This is a genomic window from Streptomyces sp. NPDC059355, assembly GCF_042752335.1.
Taxonomy (GTDB): domain Bacteria; phylum Actinomycetota; class Actinomycetes; order Streptomycetales; family Streptomycetaceae; genus Streptomyces.
The window spans coordinates 250165-269259 of sequence record NZ_JBHYXN010000004.1 but is presented as its reverse complement, the minus strand read 5'-3'; the positions used below and the strand labels follow the sequence as shown (position 1 = coordinate 269259).

Below are 19095 nucleotides of genomic sequence, written 5' to 3'. Positions count from 1 at the left end.
GCTAGAACAGCCCCCCGCACCCCGCACCCGCTGGGGCCGGCCCCGGGCTTTCCCGGCAAGCCCGGCCGGCGGCCGTACTGCGCCGGACGGCAGCGGCGGCGGTCAGGTGGCGGTGGGCCAGGTCCGCAGCAGTGCGGAGATCCTCCCGGCGGAGCAGGCGGGGCTGAGGAGGAGATCCCGGAGGGCGATGGCATCGTCCCGGGTGGGCTTGACACGGATCCCGGCGGCTTCGAGGTACATGACGCCGGTGGCCGCCGCGACGGCCAGGTTGGAGCGCTCCAGCCAGCGGCAGCGGGCAAGGGTGTGGACGAGGGCTGCCGCTTTCGCGTACGGACCGTCGTACAGCGGCTGCTCGAACAGCTCGGCCCGGTGGCGGGCGACCGCCGAGACGGGCACGCCGTAGTCGTCCGGGGCCGGGTCGCCCACCCCGGCCGCTTCGGCGACCTGCAGGATCCAGGCGACGTCGATGTGCAGTTCCATCAGGCGGCACGCGCCCCCGGCGAAGACCGCTCCGCATCCTCGGCCTCGTCGAAGACGCCCTGGTGCTCGGCGAGGAAGCGGGCGGCGGCGTCCACCGCCCGGGCCCGCAGCCCGCTGGCGTCGTCCTGCACGAGGCGTGCGAGGTAGTCGCCGATGCTCAAGCCCAGGTCGGCGGCGCGCTTCTTCGCCAGTTCCGCGATGTCCGCGTCGACGCGGGCACCCAGCTGTGTTTTCGCCATGCGCCGATGGTAACAGCTGTTACCAGCCGGTGGCGAGCGATGCGGACACCCCCCTACGACCGCGGGAGGGCCCGGGGGTCGGCCGGGCGGGGCACGAAGACCGGGGAGTCCGACTGGTAGAAGAGGTCGATGTCCGCCTCCTCCCCGCCGACGATCAGGGTGTCCCAGGCGCCGCTCTCCCGCAGGGTGCGCAGGGTGACGGGGGCGATCGAGGCGAGGTGGGAGCGGAGTTCCGCGTCCGTGGGCAGGCCGGGAAGCCGGGGCGCGAGCCGGTCTCGGATCCCGGACATACGGTCCAGCATCGCGTCCAGATCGCTCCCGCCTCCGACACCGGACGCGACAGCCGGTGCCGGCCCGGGCGCCGCACCGGATGCGCCGCCGCCGGCCTCCGCGCTGCGCGCGATGATGTCCCTGATGGCGCGGGTGACGCCCTGCTCGTCGGTGGTCACCATGGCGTTCCATGCCCGGCTCTTGTGGCGGTACTGGAGCATGGACATCGCCGCCTCGTGCCGGATGAAGTCGGCGTCCCGCAGGGGCTTGCCCTGCCAGGCGCGGCTGAGCGAGCGGGCCAGTGAAGTCGCGGAGGCGAGACCGCTGTTGAGACCGCGGCCCGGCCAGAAGTGGATGGCGTTGGCCGCGTCCCCGAGCAGGAATCCGTACGTACCGGGCCTGGTCGCGGTCGGGCGGTGCAACTGCGCGGTGAACCGCGGGCGCTGCACCATGTCCAGCCGGAACGAGGTGATCGCGGACAGGTCGTCCTCGGCCACGCCGAAGAGGCCGAGGCCCTGCCGGATCTCCTTCCACAGCGGGGAGCTGCGCAGCAGGGCGGGCAGGAACAGGGTGCCGTGGGTGGGGCAGCGGAACTCGTTGTCCTCCTCCTGCCGGCTCATCAGGCAGGGGCGGGTGGCGATGCACTCCTCGAACACCTGGCGCACCGGGTCGATGCCGATGACGTTCCTGGCCTCTTCGCGGGTGAGCCGCATGTTCAGGAAGCCCTCGCCGCGCAGCGAGTTGAGGAGGAACCGGTTCTGCGACACGGTGAGCAGTACGCTCATCGGGTCGGGCAGCTTCGACTTGACGCGCAGGCCCAGGACGATGTCCTGGAGGTGCTCGCCGTCGAGGGAGTAGATCGAGGCGTCGGCCGCGCCGAAGCGGTCGGCGTAGTGCTCGCGGGTGCGGGAGCGGCCTCCCTCGCTGACCACCAGGACGTGTTCCTGGGTGAGCCGGTTCTGCTGCTCCTCCACGTCGAAACGCCTGGGGACGAGGCGGATCGCCGACCGCCGGTTCGCCAGGTCCAGCAGTCGGTCCTCGATGTGGGCGATCCGGATGTTGCGGGGCGGGCGGCCGTCGACGGAGTCCGGGCCGACGGGCCACATCTCGGAGTAGGCGCCGTCGTCGTCGAAGAGCGCGGTGAGCACCTCCTCGGACAGGGCGAGGTACTGCCGGCTCTGGACGGTCACCACCTGCTGTCGGCGGAAGTTGCCCTGCGTCTCGTCCTTCCAGACGACCGAGGCGCCCTTCCTGGTCCACCGGCCGTCGTAGAGGGTGATGGCGGTGCGGCCGGGCATCATCTCGTCGAGCGCCAGGGCGAAGGCGAGTCCGACCGGTCCGCCACCGGTGACGGTGACCCGCAGCGTGCCGGGGTCCGCGGCGCTCGGCCGGGGGACGTCCAGGAGGGAGAGGTCCATGACCGTCTCCATGGAGTCCTGCGCCTCGTAGAGGAAGGTTTCGTCCCCGATGCGGATGCAGTCGTTCGCACGCAGGACGTGCCGGGTGACGCGCTGGTCGTTGACGAATGTGCCGTTGCGGCTGTCCCGGTCGTAGAGGACGAACCCGCCGTCCTCCGCGAGGACCTCGGCGTGCAGCCGGGAGGCGCTGGGGCTGACGATCACGACGCTGTTGTCGCTCTTGCGCCCGAAGCTGAGGGGCTCACTGTCCAGGACGACGCTCTGCCCGGTGAAGGGACCCGTGCGCCCGACGATGACCGATGGCACTGCACACTCCTCGAAAAAGCGATGCTGCTGACTGTTCCTACGACAGCAACACGCCATCGAGAAGGTGTTCGGTTCGGGCATCCCCGAAAATTTCCCCGCGCCCGGCTGAACCGGGGGTCCGGCCGGTACGTGATGTTCACGTCGGCCGCCTTGAGAGGAAGAACCGCCCCCATGCGCTACGAGGAAACCGAGACCGTGACGGAGACCGTGCTCGCGGGCACTCCGGACGCGTCGGCCGCACCCGGCGGCGAACGCCTGATCGCGGGCCGCTACCGGCTGCTGTCCCGGCTCGGCGAGGGCGGCATGGGCACCGTGTGGCGGGCCCGCGACGAGACCCTGCAGCGGGAGGTCGCCGTCAAAGAGGTGCGGCCGCCGGCCGGCCTGGGGGCGGGCGACATCGCGCGGATGTACAGCCGGCTCGAACGTGAGGCCTGGGCGGCGGCCCGGATACCCGACCGCCACGTGGTGACGGTCTACGACGTGGTCATGGACGAGGACCGGCCCTGGATCGTGATGGAACTGATCCGCGGGCAGTCGCTGGCCGATCTGCTGCGGGCCGAAGGGCCGCTCACCCCGCGGCACGCCGCGCACATCGGCGCGGAGGTACTGGGCGCACTGCGTGCCGCGCACGCCGTCGGGGTGGAGCACCGGGACGTGAAGCCGGCGAACGTGCTGCTCGCCGAGGACGGGCGGGTGGTGCTCGGGGACTTCGGCATAGCGATGGTCGAGGGCAGCACCGCCCTGACCATGACCGGCGAGGTGGTCGGCTCCCCCGAGTACTTGCCGCCGGAGCGGGCGCTGGGCCGCCCCTCGGGTCCCGAGTCGGACCTGTGGTCGCTCGGGGTGATGCTGTACGCGGCCGTCGAGGGCATATCCCCCTTCCGGCAGGACACCGCACTGAGCACGCTGCGGGCCGTGGTGGACGAGGAACCGCCGGTGCCCGCCCTGGCAGGCCCGCTCGCCCCGGTCATCGCCGGGCTGCTCCGCAAGGAGCCGGCCGAGCGGACCCCCGCCTTCGAGGTCGCCGAAGCCCTGCGGGCCATCGCCCGCGGACCGGGCGCCACCACGACGGCCGCCCCGGTGCTGCCGACTCAGGCGGAACAGGTGGCGGCGGCCGCCGCGGCCGGGGCGCTTCCGGAGCCGGAGCCCCACGTACCCGGCACCCCGCTCCGCAGGCGCCGTACGGCGGCCTTCGTCACGGCCGGCGCGGCCGCCTGCGTGCTGACCGCCGCCGGGCTGGCCTACGCCTTCACCGGCAACGACGGGGACACCGCCGCCGGCTCGGGCCTACGGATGTCGGTGGTGGGCGCGAACACGACCTACACCGGCCGCTGCCCGAGCCCCGAGAGCAAGGCCCCGGCGTTCACCGCGACCTTCACCGCCTCCGAGCCGACCCTGATCTCCTACCGCTGGGTGTCCGGCGACGGCTCGGTGGTGGACCCGCACTGGCGCACCATGAAGATCGGGGACAGGGCCACCCCCACGGGACAGGACACGGTGCACCTGACGGCCTACGCGAGGGCCGGCACCCTCACCACCGGGATGGCAGTGGAACTCCAGAGCCCCACACACGCCACCTCCAACCCGGTCCCCTTCTCGATCACCTGCACCGGTTGACCCCTTCCGTGCCGGCGCGGAGTTCAGGGGACGGGCTCACGCTTCGGGGCCGTTCTGGAGTTGATCGGCGATGGCACGGGCGATCGAGTCGGTGATCGAGCCGGGTTGCCATGCCCACTGGCCGTTGGGGTTGCACTCGAGGAAGTACCAGTCGCCGGCGGGCGTGACGGCGAAGTCGAATGCGCCGAAGGTGAGTCGGCAAGCGGTGAGGTAGGCGCAGACCCCGCGCGCGACCGGATCGGGGACCGCGATCGGCGCGCACTCCATCAAGGACTGCCGCTGCCTCCAGTCGAGATCGGGACTGTCGATCCGGACCGCGAACAGCCGGTTGCCGACGGCCGTGAGGCGTACGTCGAACGCCTTCTCCACCTTGGCCTGGAAGAGGTGCGGGCAGGCGGCCACGGCGGCGGTGATCTCGTGCGGGCGCACCTCCCGTACCCACACCTGCTGCGCTCGGCCGTCCACCGCATAGGGGGTGTTCCACAACGGCTTGTAGACCACTCCGCCGGCGTGGAGGGCGGCGAACTCCCGCGCTTGTCGCGGGTCGTTGGTGATCAGCGTGCTGGGGACCGGGAGGCCGCTGCGCTGAGCGGCGGCCAGCTGGGCCGGTTTGTACTCCGCCGCCCGGTTGTTCCACGGGTGGTTGACATAGTGGGCTCCGGAAAGCGACGCGAGGATGCCGCCGACACCCCACAGTGACTGGGATGCGGCGAACCGGCGTTCCTGACCATCCAGTTCGGGCGGGCCTTCGAAGCGTGAGGGACGGCGCGTCCAGACGGAGCGCACCCGGGTGAGGTCGAGCTCGCGGCTCGGCGTGCGCAAGGTGCCGCGCTGACCGCCCGTGCAGTACGTGGCGGTGAGCGCGGCACCCGCATTCAGGTCCGGGCCGGGGTCGAGACGGACCACCGGGACCCGGCGTTGCGCGAGGATGCGCAGCACCAGGTCGGCGGTCACGTCGTCGGGGCTGGTCAGCACCAGCACCGACCCGCGCGGTCCTGTCGTCATCAGTGGTCTTGGTCGGAGTCCGAGGAGTCATCGGAGTCGTAGCTGTCGGCGCTGCTGGTACTCGTGGAGTTCGAGGTGCTGCTGCTGGTTCGTGAGTCGTGGAGTTCGACCGTGCGGCCGTGCTCGTCAACCACGAAGGCGATCTGGGTTTCGGGGTCGATCACCGGGACGTACGAAGGTACCGGGGCGGTCTCGGCGTACGGCGCCATGCGGGTGGTGCCCCAGGGCGCGTCGAGGTTTCGCGTTTCCATCTTTCGACTCCTTTGTCTGCGAGTGGTCGTGCGGGGGGCCGTTCCGTCAGGCGGCGAAGGACCTTTCCAGCCTGGGGATCAGGTCGCGGAGGTCCTGTTCCCAGCAGCCGGCGTTGTGGCCGCCGTTGCACTGGGTGCCCCAGGCGGAACCGTCGCCGTAGTCGACGTAGTAGTAGGGCATCCGCAGGGCGTCCATGCTGTCCTTGACGTGCTTGGACGCGCTCTCGACCCAGAACTCCAGATCGGTGACGTCTCCGCGTCCGTTGCCCACGTAGAGGGAGACTCCCACTCCCGCGAGCTTGTTCATGTGCGCCGCCGGGTCGACCTCGTTGAACCTCCAGTCGGCGTTGAACACCGGGTAGGGCGAGCCGAACGCGGCGTCGCTGTCCACGCCGGGCTCGTAGGCGACGAGGGAGGCGACGACGGCCATCCGCAGGTCCATGGACCGGACCGACAGATCGATGTCGCCCGACAGGGAAGCGGTCTGGCTGAACAGGTCGGGACGGACCTGGGCGTAGTGCAGGGCCCCGAACCCGCCCATGGAGACGCCGGCGACGGCCCGGGCCTTCTTGGTGGCGATGGTGCGCAGGTTCGCGTCGATGAACGGGATCACCTGCTTGAGGTGGAAGTTCTCCCAGTTCTGGGCACCGGCCGCGGTCCTCTGGTTGAGCCAGTTGGCGTACCAGCCCCGAGCGCCGCCGTCCGGAATGACTGTGATCATCTGGTCGGAGGCGGTCAGCGCCGGGTAGTTCTGCTGGATCGGGTCGTCAGGGGACCCGTGCAGGAAGTACAGCACCGGATAGCGCCTGGCCGGGTCGTCGTAGTAGCCGCTCGGCAGGATGATCTTGATGTGGTGCTTGCCCGCGACCTCCGGTGTGGTCACGGTGATGTAGAAGTTGCGGGGACCGCCCGTCGCCGTGTCGACCTGGGTCAGGCCGAAGCCGTCCGCCAGCGGTGGCGGCCCGGTGGGCTCGGCAGCCTGTGCCGTGCCCGCCGGCGTGGCCATCGCCACGATGGCGGCCATCAGCGCCACCACCATGCGCCACCGACTCGTTTTCCTCATCACGCTGTTTCCCCCTTGGGAGCTTTGTCGTTGGAAATGCCGACGGAAGAGCCGCCTCATCAGGAAAGGACCTTGATCTCCAGTGCCGGCGAAGCCGCGATCTGGTCTTCGGTGAACCGTTCAGTCACCCACTGACCGGCCGAGAACAGCTTGGTCTGGTCGGCGTGGTGCGGTGAGTTCGGATTGGCCGACTGGGAGTAGGCGAGCACCGAGGAGGCCTGCGGCGGGCCGTCGGCGGTGAACTTCACCTGCTGGATGAAACTGGATCCGAAGGTGATGTCGAGCTTGCCGTCGACCAGGCCGGGAGTGACCACGTTCAGTACGCCCAGTTCACCGATCGAACCGTGGATCGGGATCTGCTCACCGCCTCGGGTGACCTTCTGGACGTCCGACAGCGGCGCGTTCAGCGGAACGCCCGCCCTGCGCAGCGCGAGGACCGCCCGGCCGAACGCGTCGCGGACGGCGGAGCTTCCGGAGTCCAGCGAATTGGGCGTGTGCACCGGGTCCTTGGGGTCGAAGGGCACCCGCCACGGCAGTTTCTCGATCGCCTGCCCGCCCAGCAGGAAGGCCCAGTAGTTCTCGAACAGCCACGACCCCCGGCTGTCCGCCGTGAAGTTGTGGTCCCGCCATGCGGCCAGGATCGGGCAGGCCTCGCTCACGTTGACCAGATTTCCGTCCACCAGGATGAGTCCGAAGGGGACGCTCCGGCACATCGCGACCGTGGCGTCGAGGGCCAGATCGGCCGCCCTGCTGTTGTCCGCGAAGAGCAACTGCCGCATGTTCTCCGGTGTGAAGCCCCTGCCCGGCAGGCCGTCGGTGCCGTTGATCCGGTTCTGCGCGGTCAGGATCAGCTCCTGGGTGCGCAGTGATCGGGGAGCCGCCGTATCGCCCATCACCCTCGGGAAGGACAGCGGCTGCTCGGGATGGGTGAGCCAGGCGCTGTCGTTGGCGTTGCCGACGAAGTCCTTGCGGATCAGGCGTGGCTGCTTGTGCGGGTCCAGCAGTCCCGGCGCGACCGCGTTCGGGTCGTCCGGCCAGTCACACGCACTGTGCTTGCCGTCGAGGACGGAGACCGGCGGCACGTTCGGCAGCCGCAGCTCCTGGTTGAACAGCAGCCTCCCGGTCAGGGTGAGGCACGACTGCGCGTGCTCGTCGGTGATGTTCGCAGTGGCCTGGATGTCCGCGTACAGGGCGTTGCCCTTGCGGTCGGAGGCGACGGTGTTGAAGAAGGGGACGCCCTGCGTGGTCTCCAGGGTGTCGACCACCTCGTTGACGTCCTTGGCCTGGTCGAGGTGGAACCAGGTGTTGAGCGCCCGCAGGTTGTCCATGTTCACGTCGCGTACGGCGTGCGCGCTGACCACCCACGGCAGCTGGACACCCAGCACCGAGGTGACGATCGGGCCGTACCGGGTGGACCAGAGCGTCCTGGTGACCTTGCCGATGGAGCCGTCCGCGTTCAATACGTCGACGGCGACCTGCTGCGAGGTCATCTGCCGCCAGGCACCGTCGACCAGGTAGTTGGTCGGGTTCAGCGGATCGACCTGTACGTCGAACAGCCCGAACGGAGCCACCGTGGCGACGGTGTGGCTCCAGGCGACATCGTCGTTGTGCCCGATGTTCACCGCGGGGAATCCGAGCAGGCTCGCCCCAGAGACGTTGATCTTCCCCGGGATCGTCAACTGGCTCTGCCACATCCGGTTCTTGCCCTGCCACGGGAAGTGCGGGTTGGCCAGCAGCATGCCGGTGCCCCCGGACACGCCCTGCGCGCCCACCGCCAAAGCGTTGCTGCCCATGCTCTGTTGACGGCTGACGGCCAAGGCGTCGCGGATCTTCGCCGCCGTCTCCCCGGGTGAGGATGCCGGCGGTGCGGCGGCCGAAGCCCCCGGGGGTGCGGCGGTCACCTGGCCGTCCAGCAGCGGATCGGCGCTGCCCATGATGATTTCGGCGTGCGCGTGCCGGTAGACGTCCAGTTCCGTGATCGGCCGCACCCAGGCCGCGCCGCGGCAGGCCGGGTCGGAGATGTTGTTCACGCCCGTCTCGGCCAGGTACCTGTTGTATCCCCGGACATAGCCGCGAATGGCTTCCCTGACCTCCGGCTCCGGCCCGTTGGGGGCGGGCTGGTCGAGCAGTCGCTCCACCACCCGGTTGTCGTTGATCCGCTGGAAGTACAGGTCGCTGTTGAGGTTGGTGGTGGTGTTCTGCTTCTCGCCGGGGCTGGCCTTGCCGTCGGGGCCCAGATAGCGGGACTTCTGGGCATTGACCATCAGATAGGTCTCGGCCAGGGTGCAGACGTTGTCCTTGGCCGCGGCGTATCCGTAGCCCGTTCCCAGCCCCTCCCAGTCCGAGGCGATGATGTGCGGGATGCCGTACTCGGTGTAGCGGATCGTCGGCTTGTCCGGCCCCCCTACGGCGATGGCCGACCCCGCGGACGATGACCCGGCGGACGGTGACCCGGCCGGCGATCCGGCGGCTGCCATCGTGCTCATCACCGCCACCGCGGCCACGGCCGCCACCGGCAGCCTCGCCATGAATCTCCTCCGCGCCATCGAACCTTCCTTCCCCTGTGGTCGAGGCCTTGTCCGAACGCACCCACGCTAGGAAAGGGCGATGAAATCCCGATGGTGTCGCCGCGCCGTCGCGGGTTTCATCGGGATGTCATCGGACGCTGCGACGGTCGTCCGGTGACCTCGGCCCGCGGCGTTCCGCATCGGAACGCGGACGCGTGGGCCGACTATCCGGGAGGATCGAATGCGAGCCAAAAGGATCTCGGCCGTGGCAGCCGGGTTTTTGCTGACGGTCGGGCTTTCAGCGGTACAGGGAGCCACCGCACAGGGGGCCGCGGCGAGAACGGCGGCTTCGTGCGAGGGCACGTACACGATCGTCGTCGGGGGTACCGGCAGCTCGTGGAACGACGACGGCTTCTACGGCAACATCCAGCAGCACGTCGGGTACCCCACCCGGATCCCCAACGGCGCGAGCGCCCGTGCGGGCGTCAATGAGCTGAACCGGCTGGTCCGCGACCAGCGCGCCGCCTGTCCCTGGCAGCACGTCAAGATGGGCGGGTACTCCTTGGGCGCCGCGGTGGTGCACACGTGGGTCACCGAGAACTGGCAGACGTTCGGCAACGTCAACGCCGTTCTCATCGCGGACCCCAAGCGCCAGGGCCCTCCCGGCGCCAACGGCGGATCCGTGCCGTTCGGCGGGATCGTCGGCGCGCCGCTCGCGGGCGCCGACCGGTTCTTCGGCAACGTGCCCGTCAAGACCATCTGCCACTGGGACTACGTCTGCGACGAGTCCGCGGGCATCTGGACCTACCCGAACAACCACGTCAGGAACTACCCCGAAGACTTCAACATGGACCACCACAACGACAGTGCCAGCGAGCAGTGGTACAACGGCGCCTGGTACGCCTGGTCACCACGCGGCGGAAGTGTGGGACTGAACCCGGGGAGAGCCCCGCCGGACGCGAGTCGGGCGGGGCTCTCCCCGGGTTCAGTCCGTACGGGCTACCAGGGCGGCAGCGGCAGGCCCGCTGCGCGCCTCGGCTCCAGGAAGTCCTCCCGGAAGATCTCCAGGGAGGCCCTGAGCAGCGGGATGCCGACCTCCGCACCGAGGTGGGCCGGCGCTGCCGACTCCTCGTCCATGCGGAACTCCATCAGCAGCCCACCGCGTCCGGCATCGGTCATCTCCACCACTTCCATGGCGTCGAAATCCTCGCTGCCGAGCACGGTGAGGGCCGCGTACTCCCGCCCCTGCACGGTGAAAATCCTCATGGCCATCCCTGCCGCGCCCGCGCGCACGTGGTTCGTATCCGTATCGGTGACCGTCAGGTTATGGACACGCGGGCCTGCGTCCACGCCGCCACCGAGGTGACCTGCACCCACGTCCCCGAGGACGTCCGGAGCCACTGGCCGTCCTTCAGCTCGCCGGCGTGGCCCAGGGCCCCGCGAAAGAGGGAATCGGAATTCTTGACCGAGGCGCGAAAACATGTCTCCGGCGATGCACCGAGACCATCGGTTCATTCACGGGGAATGAATTGACAAGAGCCCGGCAATATGGCCTCGCCAAGTCGCCTCAAGGGGAGGGCCATTGACCGGAAATCGGAAATTGACAGGGGCGTGAAGGTGGCCTACGGTCCGGACCCGTCGCCAGATCTTTTCCGATCGAATCCGAGGGTATTGATGGCCGAGTCCCCTACGCTGCCGAAGTCCAGGCAGCAGTTGATCCTTGCCGTTCTCATGTTGTGCTCGCTGCTGATCTGGCTGGACAACACGGTGCTGAGCACCACTCTGGAGACCCTCGCGGACCCGGTCCGCGGGCTGGATGCCGGCCCGGCCGGGCTGCAATGGGCCACAGGTTCGTACACTCTGGCCTTCGCCACCTTGATGTTCACCGCAGGTGCGCTGGGCGATCGCTTCGGTCACCGGACCGTGCTCGCGACCGGACTGGTGATTTTCGCCGGGTCCTCGGTATGGGCGGCGTACGCGGGCGACACGGGCCAGCTGATCGCCGCTCGAGCCGCGATGGGCGTGGGCAGCGCGCTGATCATGCCCGCCAATTCGGCCATCCTCATGTGGACGTTCACCGGTCCCGCCCGGGCAACCGCGGTCGCCATTTCGTCGACAGCGGCCGGCGTCGGAATGGCTGTGGGTCCGGTATTGGCCGGCCTGCTTCTCGACCATTTCTGGTGGGGATCGGTCTTCCTGGTCAATGTCCCGGTCGTGGTGCTGGCGTTGGCCGGGATCGCCACGCTGGTCCCGAATTTCCGCAGCCCCGTCCCGCGGCCGCTGGACCCGGCCGGAATGCTGCTGTCGATCAGCGGACTCGCGGCGCTGGCTTACGGGCTGATCCGTGCGGGGCAGGCGGCCACCTGGAGTCGTACGGACGTGTGGGCTCCGATCGCCGTCGGTCTGATCGTGCTGGCCGCTTTCACGTACGTCGAATTGCGGATCAAGGCACCTGGCTTCGATCCCCGACTGCTCGCGCAGCGTGCGTTCGGTGGCGGTAATGCGGCGCTCGGACTGCTCCTCTTCGCCATTGCCGCCGTCACCTTCTACAACGCGTTCTACCTGCAAGGTGCACGCGGCTTCTCCCCGATGGAGGCGGGCCTGGCCGGTCTTCCGACCGCGCTCGGCGCGATCCTGGGGGCGCCCCTCGGCGCGCGGCTGGTCCGCCGCTGGTCGCTTCGCTCCGTCTCCGCGCCGGCTCTCGCCGTGGCCGCGCTGACCATGGGCGCGTACGGGTTGCTCGGCCTGCGGACCCCACTCGCCCGGGTCGAGATCCTGCTGTTGGTCCAGGGCCTCTCCATCGGCATGGTGCTCGGCCCGGTGACGGCGGCGTTGATCAGCTCCCTGCCGTTGGAGCGGGCCGGCGCCGGGTCGGCCGTCACCAACACGGTGCGACAGGCCGGCAGCGTGATCGGGATCGCGGTGGGCGGCACGATCATGTCCATCGTCTATCGGCGCGCGATCGAACCCTCGCTGGGCCCGGTACCCGAGGCGGTGCAGGACCAGGCGCGGGTCTCCGCCGAACAGGCACGGCATGCCGCGGACGCCATTCACCGGCCCGCTCTCGCGCGCGCTGCCGATGACGCGTTCATCCACGCCATGCACGTCGGCGCGGTCTGGATCATGCTCGTCGCACTCATCGGAGCGGCTGTGCTGGCGGTTGCCCTGCGGCCTGCCGGAAAGCCCACGGGACCGGCACAGGAGCCGGACGGTCGGCCGGCGGGGAACGGAGCCGGCGCGAGGTCCCATGCGTCAGCCGCGTGAAGGAGGGCCGCGGCATCCACGTGGAGCTCCACGAAGCACCGGTGGATGTGCTCCGCGTCCTCGTCCGGCTGCCATGGGGGTGCCGCTTCCAGGGACAGGTGCGGGCGGATGACCGGCCCGGTCCCTCATCGGTCGGCGATGCTGAGGGCCGGGACCGGCTCGAGGCACGGGCCCCGTGGGCAGGCGCCACGGGATGGGGGGGGCCGGTGTGAGGGGACCCGCTCAGTCGACGCCGAGCAGGCGCCGTCGGTCGTCGGGGCGGGAGGCGAATTCCGCACAGGGCGCCCGGTGGACGATGCGGCCCTTCTGCATCACCGCGACGTCCTGGGCCACGGAGAAGGCGAGGCCCAGGTTCTGCTCGACGAGGACGACCGCCGTCCCCTGCGCACCCACCTCCAGGATCACCTCGCCCACCTGGGCGACGATCGCCGGCGCGAGGCCGTCGGACGGCTCGTCGAGCAGGAGCAGGCGCGGATTGCCCAGCAGGGCCCTGGCGATCGCGAGCATCTGCTGTTCCCCGCCGGAGAGCTGGTCCCCGCGGTGCCCGAGCCGCTCCCCCAGCCGCGGCAGCAGCTCGAGGACGCGGGCCCTGGTCCACGGGCCCGTCGCCGGACGCCGTGAGGCGATCGTGAGGTGCTCGGCCACGGTCAGCGGCGCGAACACCCGCCGCCCCTGCGGGACGATGCCGACCCCGGCGCGGGCGATCACGTCGACGCGGGCTCCGGCGATCTCCCGGCCGTCGAGGGTGACGCTGCCCCCGTACGGCCGTACGAGCCCCGTGACGGTCGAGATGAGGGTGGTCTTCCCGACCCCGTTGCGCCCGAGGACGGCGACGATCCCGCCGGCGTCGAGGTCCAGGTCGACACCGCCGAGGACGAGGCCCCCGGCGTAGCCGGATCGCAGGTCGCGCACGCTGAAGAACGGTTTCACGAGGAGGCCTCCGCGGTCCCGAGGTAGGCGCTCTGGACTGCGGCGGAGGACCGCACCGCGTCCGGGGTCCCGGTCACCAGGTGCCGGCCGAGGTGCATGACGGTCACCGTGTCGGCGAGCTCGAAGACCATGTCGAGGTCGTGTTCGACGAGGAGTACGGTCACCTCGGCGGGCAGGGCGGCGATCAGTGCCGTGAGCCGCGCGGTCTCCGCGGGAGACATGCCGGCGGCCGGCTCGTCCAGGAGCAGCAGCCGGGGATCGGTGGCCAGCGCGACGGCGACCTCCAGCTGCCGCCGTTCGCCGTGCGAGAGTTCGGCCGCCGCGAGCTCGTGCCGGGTGGGCAGGCCCACCTGGTCGAGCAGGGCGTGTGCCCGGGCGATCGCCTTCGGCCGGGCGGTGACCTTCCGCCAGCCCCCCAGCCCGCCCCCGGGCCGCCGCAACAAGGCGAGCAGTACGTTTTCCAGCACGGACTCCCGCATGAAGAGGCTGGAGTGCTGGAACGTCGCGGCGATCCCGAGGCCGACCCGGCGGTGCACGGGCAGCCGGGTCACGTCCTGCCCGTCGACGAGGATCGATCCGGCGGTGACCGGCAACGTTCCGGAGATCAGGCCGAACAGGGTGGACTTGCCCGCGCCGTTCGGGCCGATGATCGCGTGCCGCGCCCCCGCCCGCACCCGGAGGGAGACCTCGTCCAGGGCCCGGAAGGACCCGAAGTGCCGTGAGACGTCGCGTAGTTCCAGGAGGGAGGAGTGGCCGTGGGTCCGGTCTGTCACGTCGTTCTCTTTCGGGTGGTCATGAGCGGCAGCCGTACGCCGGCCAGCCCGCGGGGCAGCGCGTACACGGCGACGACGAAGAGCAGTCCGAGCAGCAGCGGGCCTCGCCCGGCGACGGCTTCGAGGTTCCCGAGGCAGTCGCGGGTGAGCCAGACCAGCGCGGCGCCGGCGCAGGCTCCCCACAGGGAGCCGGAGCCGCCGATGACCACGGCCAGCAGCGCCAGGGCCGCGATCTCGAATCCGGCGTCGCCGGGCGAGACGAACCTCTGCACCGAGACCCACAGGGCTCCGGCGGCGCCCGCCAGTGCCCCGGCCCCGCAGTACGCGGTCAGGGCGTAGCGCCGCGTCGGGTAGCCGATCGCCCTCATCCGCGGCTCGTTGTCGCGGATTCCGCGCAGGGCGAGGGCGAAGGGGGTCGAGCCCAGGCGGGAGACGGCCGCGAGGAGCAGCAGGAACACGGCCAGCACGTGGAAGTAGACCAGTCCGTCCAGCGCCAGTGCGGGCATGCCGGGCAGTGGCACGACGGGCGGGATGCCCGATATGCCGTCGGTGCCGTTGGTCACGGGCTTCCAGTTGACGGCGGCGCTGTACGCGATCTCGCCGATCGCCAGGGTCAGCATCAGGAAGACCACGCCCCGCGCCCTCACCGCCTGCCACCCGGTCGGTACCGCCACCAGCGCCGAGACGCCTGCGGCGATGAGGAGTTGGAGGAGTCCGATGTCGGTGAGGCGCGTCGCCACGATGGCGGCCGTGTAGGCGCCGACTCCGAAGTAGGCCGACTGGCCGAGGGTCGGCAGTCCCGTCAGGCCGGTGAGCAGGTTCACGCTGGCGGCGAGGAGTCCGAACACCAGGATCCGCGACAGGGTGCCGATGGCGTACGGGCCGAGGACGAAGGGGGCCAGGGCGAGTGCGAGGACCACGGCGGCCCCGGACAGCCGCCGCCCGGCGACGCCCGCGGTTCCCGCTGCGCCGGTGGCTGCGGTCCGGTTCATGCGCGCACCGCCGACGGGAACAGGCCGTTCGGCCGGACCACGAGCACGATCAGCATGGTGCCGAAGAGCAGGAAGGGCGCGTACTCGGGGAGCAGCGCCACCCCGAGGGTCTGCACCTGCCCGATGAGGAGCGCCCCGGCGAGCGCACCGCGCACGGATCCGAGACCGCCGACGACCACGACCACGAGGGAGAGGACGAGCACGGTCTCGTCGACGCCCGGCCCGGGGCCCAGGATCGGTGCTCCGAGGACGCCGCCGACCGCCGCCAGGGCCGCGCCGGAGGCGAAGACCCCGTACAGCACCTTGCGGACGTCGACCCCGAGTGCGCGCACCATGTCCCGGTCGGCGACGGCGGCCCGCACCAGCGCGCCGAGCGGGCTGCGCTCGAAGACGAGGTGGACGAGGAGCGCGAGGCCGGCCGCGACGCCGATGAACACCAGCCGGTAGACCGGATAGGCGTGGCCGATGAGGTCCACCGTGCCGCGCAGGGCCGTCGGCGGGTCCGTGGGCAGCACGTCGCCGCCGAAGGCCGCGGCCAGCAGGTCCGCGACGATGAAGGTGATGCCGAGCGTCAGCAGGGCCTGGTCCAGGTGCCCGCGCCGGGCCAGCGGCCGGGTGAGGAACGTGAGCGCGGCCCCGCCCGCACCGCCCGCCAGGGCGCCTGCCGCCAACGCGAGGACCAGGCCCCACAGGCTGCCGTCGGACAGCGCGTAGGCGACGTACGCCCCGGTCAGGTAGAGGGTGCCGTGGGCCAGGTTCAGCACGTCCATCATGCCGAAGACCAGGGAGAGTCCGACGGCTATCGTGAACAGCAGCAGACCGAAGGCGATCCCGTCGACGACGCTGATGAGGTTGCCGTTCAACCATCCGGTCATGTCAGCCGCCCAGCCGGCCGAGCTCGGCGGTGACGGTGTTGGCGCCCTGCCTGACCTCGCGCAGGTACCACGGCTGGACGGGCGTGCCCGCGTTGTTGAACTTCCAGGTGCCGCGCGGGCTGTCGATGTCCCCCACCTTGGCGATGGCGGCGTTGACCGATTCCGAGGTCACGGTGCCACCGGCCGTCTTGATCGCCTTGTCGAGCACCTGCGCCGCGTCCCACGAGGCCATCGCGTAGGTGGTGGCGGGCGCTCCGTAGGCGGACCGGTAGGCGGGTGCGAATTGCCTGTTGGCCTCGTTGTCCAGGTCGGCGCTGTAGTTGAGCGCCGTGAAGATGCCTTCGGCCGCCTCTCCCTGCCCCTTCAGTACGCCGCCCTCGGTGAGGAAGCCGGGCCCGTAGAGCGGGATCTTGCCGGCCAGCCCGAACTCCCGGTACTGCTTGACGAAGTCGACGGCGGCGCCGCCCGCGTAGAAGCAGAAGACCGCCTTCGCCCCGGAGTTCTGGATCTGCGCCAGGTAGGGCTGGAAGTTCTTCGTACCCGGGAAGGGGGTGTAGACCTCCTCCCCCGCGAGCTTGCCGCCGGCCGGGAGGAAGGTGGACTTGAACCCCTCCACCTCGTCCTTGCCCGCCTGGTAGCCCGCGGCGACCAGGAAGACGGGGCCGCCGGCCTTCCCGGCGACGTACGTGCCGAGCGCTTTGCCCGGCTCGTCGTTGACGTACGACGTGCGCCAGATGTACTTGGTCCCGGTCAGCGTCGTCGGCGAGGCGTTCGAGCCGACGAGCGGGACCTTGCCCGTCTCGAAGAGGTCCTTGACCCCGTTGACGGTGGCCGAGCTGACCACGCCGCTCACCGCCAGTACCCGGTCCTGCTTGACGAGTTTCTCCGCCGCCGCCTTGCCGGAGTCGGCCGTCTCCCCTTCGTCGGCGATCACGATCTCCACTTCCCGGCCGCCGAGTTTGCCGCCGTGCTGCTTGACGTAGAGCTCGAAGCCCTGCTTCATGTCGTCGCCGAGCGCCTTGTACGTTCCGGACTGCGGGACGAGCAGCCCGATCTTCACGGGCCCGTCCTGCTTGTCGCCGTCGCCGGTCCCGAGGCTGGCACCACCGCACGCGGTGGTCAGCAAGAGGCCCGTCGTGACGGCGATCAGACCAATGGGGCGATACCGACCTGCCATGGAGACTCCGTACGTGGTCAGCCGGCCCTGGTGGACCGGGTGTTGCCGATGGGGTGCCTGGAGGGTGACACGTGTCTATCGTGTAAATGAGACGGCCGTCAATAGTTCGCAAGACACCGAACGATGAGACCCTCCCACCCCTTGACCCCACTCACAAATGTGCCGTAACACTTGCGGTCGTCAAATCTCCGCTATGCCACTTCTCGGCGGCGGTCCCGCGATCAGTCAGGGAGCGAAGCACCATGACCGACGATCCATCGCGACGCAAAGTCCTCAAGAACAGCACGGTGTTGGCCGGAGCCGCACTGCTCTCCTCCGGGATTCCGAGTGGGTACGCGGCGCAGGCGGCAGCGAAGGCGGACGATCCCTCCCCCGTCGTGGACCTGCCCGCGGGCCGACTGCGCGGAGCCGTCGAGGGAGGCCTCGCCGTCTTCAAGGGCGTTCCCTACGCGGCGCCGCCGGTCGGCCCGCTGCGCTGGCGCCCCGCCCAGCCCCATCCCGGCTGGTCGGGAACGCGCGACGCCACCGCGTTCGGCCCCAGTGCACCGCAGCTCTACCGGGAAGGCGGCGACCCGGTCCTCGGATCGCACGGCTCGCCCCCGTTCGACGAGGACTGCCTCACCCTCAACGTCTGGACCCCGCGGGCCGACGACGCCAAGCGGCCGGTGCTGCTCTGGATCCACGGAGGCGGCTTTCTCTCCGGATCCGGCTCACTGCCCGTCTACTCCGGCGACACCTTCGCGCGCGACGGCGATCTCGTCGTGGTGACCGTCAACTACCGGCTCGGGCCGCTGGGGTACCTCTACTTCGGCGAGGACGGCGCCGGCGGGAACTTCTGGCTCACCGACCAGCTCGCCGCCCTGCGCTGGGTACGGGACAACGTCGCCGCGTTCGGCGGGGACCCGGACGACATCACCCTCGCCGGTCAGTCCGGCGGCGCGTTCTCGGTCGCGGCGCTGGCCGGTGCCCGGCCCGCGGGCCGCCCGCTGTTCCGCCGCGCCATCCTCCAGAGCCCCCCGCTCGGGCTGCAGGTCCCCACGCGTACGGAGTCGTTGCGGCGCAGCGCCACCTTCCTGGACGTCCTCGGGGCCAAGGACGTGGCACAGCTGCGGACCCTGCCCTGGCAGCAGCTGGTGGGCGCCACCATCGAGATGTTCCGGCGCACCGGGCGGTGGGGGTACTGGTCCACCCCGTTCCTGCCGGTGATCGACGAGGTGACGCTGGACCGCCACCCCTGCGAACTGCTGCTCGGCGGCCCTGGGGCGGACATCGACATCCTGATCGGCTGTACCAGGGAGGAGGCCAACTTCGCCTTCGCGCTCGACCCGGCGTACGCCGCCGCGACCAAGGAACAGGTGCTCGCACGGGCACGGGACACCTTCGGGAGCCGGGCTTCCGAGGCGTACAGCGAGTACGAGGAAGCCCGGCCGGGCGCCCGGCCGGTGGACGTGCTGATGGACCTGATCAGCGACGACCTGTTCCGGATGCCCGGCCTGGCGCTCGCCGAACGGCGGGCGGCGGCCCGCAGGCGGCCGGTCTGGGCCTACCAGTTCGACCTCCCGACGCCCGCGTACGGGGGCAAGCTGGCGGCGCCGCACTGTCTGGAACTGCCGTTCGTCTTCGACAACTTCGACAAGTGGTCGCAGGCCCCGTTCCTGACCGGGCTCGATCCCCGGATCCGTGAGGGGCTGGCCTCGACCGTGCACGCGGCATGGATCTCCTTCATCCGTACCGGCGACCCCAACCACCCGGCCATGCCGAACTGGCAGCGCTACGAACGGGACACCCGGACCACGATGAGCCTGGACTCGGTGACCACCGCGACGAACGACCTGGCCGGCCACTGGCGGCGCCTGCGCCGGCCGACGGGCTCCTGACGCGTCGGCGAGACGCCGGCCCGTGCGCATCGGTGTGTACGAGCCGGACCT

At 70.4% G+C, this 19095-nt stretch carries 15 protein-coding genes and 1 pseudogene; 4 read left to right on the top strand and 12 right to left on the bottom strand.

The features are described from left to right. Nucleotides 1-102 precede the first annotated feature (102 nt). The 3 genes from ACFXGI_RS06345 to ACFXGI_RS06335 are packed head-to-tail and all read right to left on the bottom strand — an operon-like array spanning nucleotide 103 to nucleotide 2713. On the bottom strand, nucleotides 103-480 hold the full coding sequence (locus tag ACFXGI_RS06345) for a fic family toxin-antitoxin system, toxin component (protein ID WP_229334295.1): 378 nt from the start codon (nucleotides 478-480) through the stop codon (nucleotides 103-105). Continuing rightward, a complete protein-coding gene (locus ACFXGI_RS06340) occupies nucleotides 480-719 on the bottom strand; it encodes a hypothetical protein (protein ID WP_384704031.1) in 240 nt (79 codons plus the stop codon). Before ACFXGI_RS06340 ends, ACFXGI_RS06345 begins: the two co-directional genes overlap by 1 nt. Before the next feature lie 53 nt (nucleotides 720-772). Next, a complete protein-coding gene (locus tag ACFXGI_RS06335; RefSeq protein WP_384704030.1) occupies nucleotides 773-2713 on the bottom strand; it encodes an FHA domain-containing protein in 1941 nt (646 codons plus the stop codon). 171 nt (nucleotides 2714-2884) lie between these two features. On the opposite strand from ACFXGI_RS06335, the gene ACFXGI_RS06330 reads away from it, so the two are divergent. Continuing rightward, nucleotides 2885-4330, top strand: coding sequence for a protein kinase (locus ACFXGI_RS06330; RefSeq protein WP_384704028.1), 1446 nt, complete (start codon nucleotides 2885-2887; stop codon nucleotides 4328-4330). 36 nt (nucleotides 4331-4366) lie between these two features. Here ACFXGI_RS06330 and tgmB read toward each other — a convergent pair whose 3' ends face one another. The 4 genes from tgmB to ACFXGI_RS06310 are packed head-to-tail and all read right to left on the bottom strand — an operon-like array spanning nucleotide 4367 to nucleotide 9195. Beyond that, entirely contained in the window at nucleotides 4367-5335 is a 969-nt protein-coding gene (tgmB, locus tag ACFXGI_RS06325) for an ATP-grasp ribosomal peptide maturase (protein WP_384704026.1), read from the bottom strand. Beyond that, nucleotides 5335-5586, bottom strand: coding sequence for a putative ATP-grasp-modified RiPP (tgmA, locus tag ACFXGI_RS06320; RefSeq protein ID WP_384704024.1), 252 nt, complete (start codon nucleotides 5584-5586; stop codon nucleotides 5335-5337). The genes tgmB and tgmA overlap by 1 nt, the downstream gene beginning before the upstream one ends. Before the next feature lie 46 nt (nucleotides 5587-5632). Beyond that, complete coding sequence (locus tag ACFXGI_RS06315; RefSeq protein WP_384704022.1) at nucleotides 5633-6652, bottom strand: alpha/beta hydrolase; 1020 nt, start codon at nucleotides 6650-6652, stop codon at nucleotides 5633-5635. Between the two features lie 56 nt (nucleotides 6653-6708). Continuing rightward, complete coding sequence (locus tag ACFXGI_RS06310) at nucleotides 6709-9195, bottom strand: penicillin acylase family protein (protein WP_384704020.1); 2487 nt, start codon at nucleotides 9193-9195, stop codon at nucleotides 6709-6711. A 202-nt stretch (nucleotides 9196-9397) separates the two neighbouring features. Between ACFXGI_RS06310 and ACFXGI_RS06305 the strand changes: the two are divergent. Both ACFXGI_RS06305 and ACFXGI_RS06300 read left to right on the top strand, forming a co-directional pair. Continuing rightward, nucleotides 9398-10057, top strand: a pseudogene (locus ACFXGI_RS06305) (cutinase family protein); the annotation flags it as partial. A gap of 710 nt (nucleotides 10058-10767) precedes the next feature. Then, complete coding sequence (locus tag ACFXGI_RS06300) at nucleotides 10768-12420, top strand: MFS transporter (RefSeq protein WP_384704018.1); 1653 nt, start codon at nucleotides 10768-10770, stop codon at nucleotides 12418-12420. A gap of 222 nt (nucleotides 12421-12642) precedes the next feature. On the opposite strand, the gene ACFXGI_RS06295 is transcribed toward ACFXGI_RS06300, so the two are convergent. The 5 genes from ACFXGI_RS06295 to ACFXGI_RS06275 are packed head-to-tail and all read right to left on the bottom strand — an operon-like array spanning nucleotide 12643 to nucleotide 17167. Beyond that, the gene (locus ACFXGI_RS06295) at nucleotides 12643-13350 is read right to left on the bottom strand and encodes an ABC transporter ATP-binding protein (protein WP_384704016.1); all 708 of its coding nucleotides are present in this window, start codon (nucleotides 13348-13350) and stop codon (nucleotides 12643-12645) included. After that, nucleotides 13347-14123, bottom strand: coding sequence for an ABC transporter ATP-binding protein (locus ACFXGI_RS06290; RefSeq protein WP_384704014.1), 777 nt, complete (start codon nucleotides 14121-14123; stop codon nucleotides 13347-13349). Before ACFXGI_RS06290 ends, ACFXGI_RS06295 begins: the two co-directional genes overlap by 4 nt. After that, nucleotides 14120-15115, bottom strand: a complete 996-nt coding sequence (locus ACFXGI_RS06285) for a branched-chain amino acid ABC transporter permease (RefSeq protein ID WP_384704012.1) — start codon at nucleotides 15113-15115, stop codon at nucleotides 14120-14122. Before ACFXGI_RS06285 ends, ACFXGI_RS06290 begins: the two co-directional genes overlap by 4 nt. Continuing rightward, nucleotides 15112-15990, bottom strand: coding sequence for a branched-chain amino acid ABC transporter permease (locus ACFXGI_RS06280; protein ID WP_384704010.1), 879 nt, complete (start codon nucleotides 15988-15990; stop codon nucleotides 15112-15114). Before ACFXGI_RS06280 ends, ACFXGI_RS06285 begins: the two co-directional genes overlap by 4 nt. A 1-nt stretch (nucleotide 15991) precedes the next feature. After that, nucleotides 15992-17167 carry an ABC transporter substrate-binding protein gene (locus tag ACFXGI_RS06275; RefSeq protein WP_384704008.1) on the bottom strand — a complete coding sequence of 392 codons (1176 nt, stop codon included), beginning with the start codon at nucleotides 17165-17167 and terminating at the stop codon, nucleotides 15992-15994. Nucleotides 17168-17409: 242 nt separating this feature from the next. Between ACFXGI_RS06275 and ACFXGI_RS06270 the strand changes: the two genes are divergently transcribed. After that, entirely contained in the window at nucleotides 17410-19044 is a 1635-nt protein-coding gene (locus ACFXGI_RS06270; protein WP_384704006.1) for a carboxylesterase/lipase family protein, read from the top strand. The last annotated feature ends 51 nt before the right edge of the window (nucleotides 19045-19095 follow it).

Excerpts from the sequence above, each read along its gene's own strand:
- ACFXGI_RS06345 (WP_229334295.1), bottom strand. The coding sequence starts at position 480 with ATGGAACTGCACATCGACGTCGCCTGGATCCTGCAGGTCGCCGAAGCG.
- ACFXGI_RS06340 (WP_384704031.1), bottom strand. The coding sequence starts at position 719 with ATGGCGAAAACACAGCTGGGTGCCCGCGTCGACGCGGACATCGCGGAA.
- ACFXGI_RS06330 (WP_384704028.1), top strand. The coding sequence starts at position 2,885 with ATGCGCTACGAGGAAACCGAGACCGTGACGGAGACCGTGCTCGCGGGC.
- tgmB (WP_384704026.1), bottom strand. The coding sequence starts at position 5,335 with ATGACGACAGGACCGCGCGGGTCGGTGCTGGTGCTGACCAGCCCCGAC.
- tgmA (WP_384704024.1), bottom strand. The coding sequence starts at position 5,586 with ATGGAAACGCGAAACCTCGACGCGCCCTGGGGCACCACCCGCATGGCG.
- ACFXGI_RS06310 (WP_384704020.1), bottom strand. The coding sequence starts at position 9,195 with ATGGCGCGGAGGAGATTCATGGCGAGGCTGCCGGTGGCGGCCGTGGCC.
- ACFXGI_RS06285 (WP_384704012.1), bottom strand. The coding sequence starts at position 15,115 with ATGAACCGGACCGCAGCCACCGGCGCAGCGGGAACCGCGGGCGTCGCC.
- ACFXGI_RS06280 (WP_384704010.1), bottom strand. The coding sequence starts at position 15,990 with ATGACCGGATGGTTGAACGGCAACCTCATCAGCGTCGTCGACGGGATC.
- ACFXGI_RS06275 (WP_384704008.1), bottom strand. The coding sequence starts at position 17,167 with ATGGCAGGTCGGTATCGCCCCATTGGTCTGATCGCCGTCACGACGGGC.
- ACFXGI_RS06270 (WP_384704006.1), top strand. The coding sequence starts at position 17,410 with ATGACCGACGATCCATCGCGACGCAAAGTCCTCAAGAACAGCACGGTG.